General features: G+C 58.8%; 3 protein-coding genes. 1 reads left to right on the forward strand and 2 read right to left on the reverse strand.

All coding sequences use genetic code 11. The features are described 5' to 3' along the window. Positions 1-28 precede the first annotated feature (28 nt). Positions 29-1,462, reverse strand: coding sequence for a serine/threonine-protein kinase (locus tag NG895_RS30325; protein ID WP_425267238.1), 1,434 nt, complete (start codon positions 1,460-1,462; stop codon positions 29-31). Beyond that, positions 1,446-2,030: an ECF-type sigma factor gene (locus NG895_RS17080; protein ID WP_252853728.1), complete on the reverse strand. Its 585-nt coding sequence runs from the start codon at positions 2,028-2,030 to the stop codon at positions 1,446-1,448. Before NG895_RS17080 ends, NG895_RS30325 begins: the two co-directional genes overlap by 17 nt. A 248-nt stretch (positions 2,031-2,278) precedes the next feature. Between NG895_RS17080 and NG895_RS17085 the strand changes: the two genes are divergently transcribed. Next, positions 2,279-5,182, forward strand: a complete 2,904-nt coding sequence (locus NG895_RS17085) for a hypothetical protein (protein WP_252853729.1) — start codon at positions 2,279-2,281, stop codon at positions 5,180-5,182. Positions 5,183-5,260 lie beyond the last annotated feature (78 nt).

The following is a 5,260-nucleotide window of genomic DNA, read 5'->3' on the forward strand; positions in this document are numbered from 1 at the left end:
GGCCTGCCCCTAAAGTTAGTACCACTCGTTATGAGAGTACGGGTTGGGGAACTTCGCTGCCCTGCTGGAGCGGAGGCTGAGGCGTAGCCGAAGCCGGAGCGGAAGCAGGGCAGCGAGCCGCGTACTCTGCCGGGGTCACGTACCCCAGCGAATGTGCGGCCGGTGGTGGTTGTAATCCTCTCGCCAGGCCGTTGTCAGCCTCCGTGCTGCGGCCAGATTCTCGAACTCCTCGGTCGCCTTTGCCAATCGGTCTTGATTGAATCTCCTCGTCACGCAGCCATCGCCCTAGTTCGCACTCGACCAAATTTGCGTCAATGAACCGCTTCGATGGCTCCTTATCCAAGCACTTGAGCGTGATCGTCTCGAGATCCCTGGGGACCGCAGCGTTGAGCTTTCGCGGGCTCGGCGGCTCATCGTGGATGACCTGATGCAGCAGCATCCGGGCGTTTCCGCGGAACGGGAGCTCACCCGTGAGCAGCTGGAATAGGATGACACCGAGTGAGTAGACGTCACTGCGGCGGTCGGCCGCATGCCCCTCCCCCTTAGCCTGCTCGGGCGCCATGTAAGCGGGCGTGCCTAGTATCTGGCCATCCATCGTCATGGTGATTTCGCCCGCTTCGCGCCGCGCCAGCCCAAAGTCCATCAGGCGAGGCGAGCCCGTCTCGTCGATCATGATATTGCCCGGCTTGAGATCGCGGTGTACGACGCCGCGCTCGTGGGCCTGATGCAGCGCATCGGCGATCTGCGCGCACAGCTCAGCCGCTTCGCGCGGCGTGAGCTGCTGGCCTGTCAGGTAGTCGGCCAGGGTGAGCCCTCGGACGTACTCACTGACGATGTATAGTGTGTCACCGTCACGTCCCACTTCGAACACAGGCACGATGCCCGGATGGCTGAGCTGCGCGGCGTTCTGCGCTTCGCGGAAGAACGCTCTCTCCTGATGGGTGTCAAACTGGCCCTTGCGCGGAATCTTCAGCGCAACAGTGCGGTCGAGCTTAGTGTCCAGTGCCTTCCACACCGACCCGAACGCCCCCATACCCACCCGTTCAATGAGCTTGAAGTGCGCCACCTGTGAGATCGGTGAGGCTGCGCGGGTCGCCGCGTCGTCGCTCAGCAGGCAGAAGTCGCTGCCGCACGAAGGGCAGCGAATGCTCTCCAACTCGGCGTCAGGAACTAATTCGATCGGGATGTGGCAGTGTGGACAGCGGACATGTAGACCACGTTCAGCTGGGGGCGGCGACGTCCATGTCCGGCCACCGATCACCGGTGGCAATGGAGCGTTTAGGAATCCCTCGCGCTCAGCCTGCTCACCGTGCGAGAGAATGGATTCGAGCTCTTGACGCAGTTCGGTATCGTCGCCACACTCCGCCTGCAGAAATGCCTCACGCGCGCCCGGTTCGATGGCCAAAGCGCGCTCTGCTAGAGCCTTGACGGTTTCCCAGCGATCACTAGGTCGTTCGCTCATTACTTAGCTCCCGATGCAGCCAAGCCTTCGCCAATCGCCAATCGCTCTTCACCGTACCAACCGAAATCTCGAGTAGGTCCGCTGTCTCCTTAAGTGACAATCCTCCAAAGTGATGCAGGTCAACGATTTCACTCTGCCTGGGGTCCCGTTTTGCCAACTTGTCGAGAGCTTCGTTCAGGGCGAGCAAATCGATTTCATTCTGCTCGGTGCCTAGCCTATCTAGCTCTAAGGCAACTCGCTGGTGAACCCTTCCACCACGCCGGGCCGCTCGACGTGCCCTCTCATGGTCAACAAGCATCTGTCGCATCGCGCGGGCAGCAGCGCGGAAAAAGTGGCGGCGGTTTTGCCAGCCGACCTCCGTAATGCCGTTGGTTAGTCGCAAGAACGCATCGTCGATGAGCAGCGTAGCCTGAAGCGAGTGACCGGCCCGCTCGTCGCGTATTTGCTTCTCTGCTATGGCGCGGAGCTCGCGTTCCACTCGGTGATAGAGCACCTCTCCAGCGGCGAGATCCCCACCTTCCACTCGATTGAGCAGAACCGTCACGGATTCTGTAGAGTTGGCGTCCACAGTAACCCCCCAGGGGAATGAGTTGCTCATCTCAAGAAAGGCAATAAACTGCCAATTGTAAGCATCCAGCCCGAATGCTCGCCAATTCTCCTCCAAACCACCATCGATCTGGAAAATCGTTCCAGAAATTTCTGACCATCTCGCCGGGATTTCTCGCCCCGTCTGGTAGAGGAATCTCGTCCAGCACAACTTGTCTTGTCTCCGCCTCGGGGGGCCAACTCCAACACTTGGAAGTAAGGAATTACGCCATGTATCTGTTGAGTAGCTTGCGACCGTTGAGTTTTGTGCTGATCCTGGTAGTCGGACCTTCTTTGACGGCAAGGGGACAATTCAATACAGTCATCAACTTGCCGCCGGACCTTGCGCCTACGTCAATCGATTCCGACACGCAACTCAATGTTCTGGATGGAGGAGTCTTGCCATCGTCATCTTCTTCTGGTTTCCAGGCCGGCCGCTCGGACGGCACGAGTACGAACGTCGAGGTAAATGTTCTTGGGGGCACAGTCGGCGACCAATTCACGGCCAATTCCGGTAGTGAAGTGAATATTGTTGGCGGAATCGTTGGCAGAGGTTTTGGAGCGCGCAGCGGAAGCACCGTAAACATTGACGGCGGCACCGTAGGATCCGGCGCCTATATTGCAGGCGGCAGTTCACTAAATCTCTCCGGGGGGACGCTGGGAGATTTGCTGTATGCCGAGGGCTCGCTCAACATCTTTGGTAACAACTTTCGGCTGTGGGGTACGCCGATCGACGGTCTGGAATCAGTGGGCGATTCCGTAACGCTAGATTTCCCGTATGGAGTACTTGATGGCGAACTTGCCGATGGTACGCCGTTTGCGTTGGCCCTGTTCGACCATCATACCCCTTACCCCGACATGGTGTATGGAGAGATCAAACTGACAGTAGCGCCTACCTCGCCAATTGGCCCTGCGTTAATTGCGGCATCCCAAGATCCGGTACCGCTTGGCATCCGCGGTGGTCAAACATTGGTCGTTGACGACGGCGGCCACGTCGGCGATAGCTTTAATGCCGGACGTGGCAGCGTTGTATCGATCGAAGGTGGTATTGTTGGATACGGATTTGAGTCCATTGGCGCAACGGTCAATGTCACTAATGGATCCATCGGTAGTGGGATGAAGGTCTTCGAAGGAAGTCAGGTCAACATTTCGGGTGGATCAATCGACGGCGCACTGATCATCTACGACGGAACCGTGAATATCACTGGAGGAACAATTAAGAGTCTGGACAATGAGGGGGGGACGCTGAGTCTGTCCGGTGGTGTCCAAGGCGATGGACTGGGAAGCCATCGGCCGATCGATGTCTATGGGGGTGAATGCTTTCTGGATGGCGTGCAATTCTCTGTCTTCCCCGGTAGTACGGCGACCATACTACAGAGCGAAGGATATTCGACCTTGACCGGAGTGTACGCCGATGGGACTCCGTTTGCTTTCTCTTTGGCCGACTATGATTTCACGGCGATTAGCGACTTCTTTCCTCCACCGCTAACACCTGGCGTCACACTCCATGGGGCCGCCGTACCTCCCCCTACCGGGCCAGAAACCATCACGGCCTCAACAGACCCCGTTCCTGCACATATACGCGAAGGCCAAACACTCATCGTGGACTCTGGCGGTGTCGTCGGTGACGACTTCATGGCCGGCGGCGGCAGCACGATCACCGTTGAGGCGGGAGGTGTTGTGGGGCGCAACCTTGAGACGATTGGTGCGGATGTCGAGGTCTCCGGCGGAGTGATTGAAACCGGCTTCGACGCATTCCAAGCTACAACAGTCCTGGTTACCGGGGGATCGATTGCCAGCATGCAGGCGTTTGACGGCAGCACGGTTAGCGTAGCCGGCGGCGCGATCGGCAACCTGTATGCTCAACGGTCGAGCGCTGTAGGGGTGGCGTCTGGCGCAATAAAGTCACTAGTTCTTGAAGGCAGCTCGGCTAAAGTGTTAGGCGGATGGGTAGGCGCGATCACTGCCCAAGGCGATAGCTCGGTAAGAATCGCTGGCGGGGAGTTCCGCCTCGACGGCCAGCCGGTTCCTGGTCTCGGAACCGTCGGCGACTTAGTAGCGATTGATATTCCAAGCGGGTCCATTCTGAGTGGGACTCTGACAGATGGAACCCCGTTTCACTCCTCCGACTACTCGATAGACGCAGGTGTACTGACCCTCGAAATGGCACAGCTTCCTCCGGCCCTGCCCGCGGCCATCAATCTGCCGGGCGACCACGTGCCATTCGGAATCCGTGAAGGGCAAACCCTAAGCGTGGTCAGTGGAGGGACGGTCGGCGACGGGTTCATTGCTGGCTGGGGCAGCACGTTGCAAGTGGACGGCGGTTCCGTCGGCGAAGACGCCGTTGCTATCGGGGCCGAGGTAGGCGTTGCCGCCGGATCGATCGGCGACTCATTTAGGGCGTTCTCGGGCAGTCATGTGCACGTCACGGGTGGACTACTTGAAGGACGGGTCGATGCGTTGGAAGGAAGCATATTCGACATTTCTGACGGTTCAGTCGCAGGCCCATTGCTCGCCCGCGATGGCGGAGAAGTCAACGTCTCCGGCGGTTCCCTATTCCGGTTGGTTGCCTTCGAAGGAAGTGAAGTGAATTTGTCTGGTGGATCGCTCAGCGAGAGCTTCATCGCTGGCGCAGGCAGTACAGTCAACATTTACGGCACCAGCTTTCGTGGTGTGAGAGGGGATTTCACGCCGTTCCTGATGCCGGGCGTTCCATACGAGATCACCGGCCGAGACTTTACACTTCATGGGGTGCTCGCTGATGGAACACCGTTCAGCTTCGATCTTAACACATCGTTCATGCAGTTCGCCGACCGTTTCGAAACTGGTGCTTTCATTTCCGTGATCCTTGTACCCTCAGTCTTGGCGGGCGACTACAATGACGACGGCGTTATCAACGCTGCCGACTACACGGTTTGGCGCAACAACCTTGGGGCACCGGACGGCACGCTGCCGAACGACATTAACGGCGGCATAATTGGTGTTGCCCAATACAACACGTGGCGCGCCAACTTTGGAAAAACAGCCTCGACAGCTTCCGCCGCGGCCGGTGACGCCGCCGTGCCCGAGCCCACCGGCCTGTTGCACTGGGTAATACTGGTGGCCGTGGCGCTCACCTTTCGCCGCCACGCATGACGATCAGTCCGTCTGAGACTACCACCGCCGCGCTTCCAGGGTCGGACACGGCCTGTAGAATTCAGTGCCGCGGCGCCG

The organism is Aeoliella straminimaris, from assembly GCF_024054565.1.
Classification (GTDB): Bacteria; Planctomycetota; Planctomycetia; order Pirellulales; family Lacipirellulaceae; genus Aeoliella; species Aeoliella straminimaris.

Bases quoted from the DNA above. Each gene is read 5' to 3' on its own strand.
- NG895_RS17085 (WP_252853729.1), top strand. From the start codon at position 2,279: ATGTATCTGTTGAGTAGCTTGCGACCGTTGAGTTTTGTGCTGATCCTG.
- NG895_RS30325 (WP_425267238.1), bottom strand. From the start codon at position 1,462: ATGAGCGAACGACCTAGTGATCGCTGGGAAACCGTCAAGGCTCTAGCA.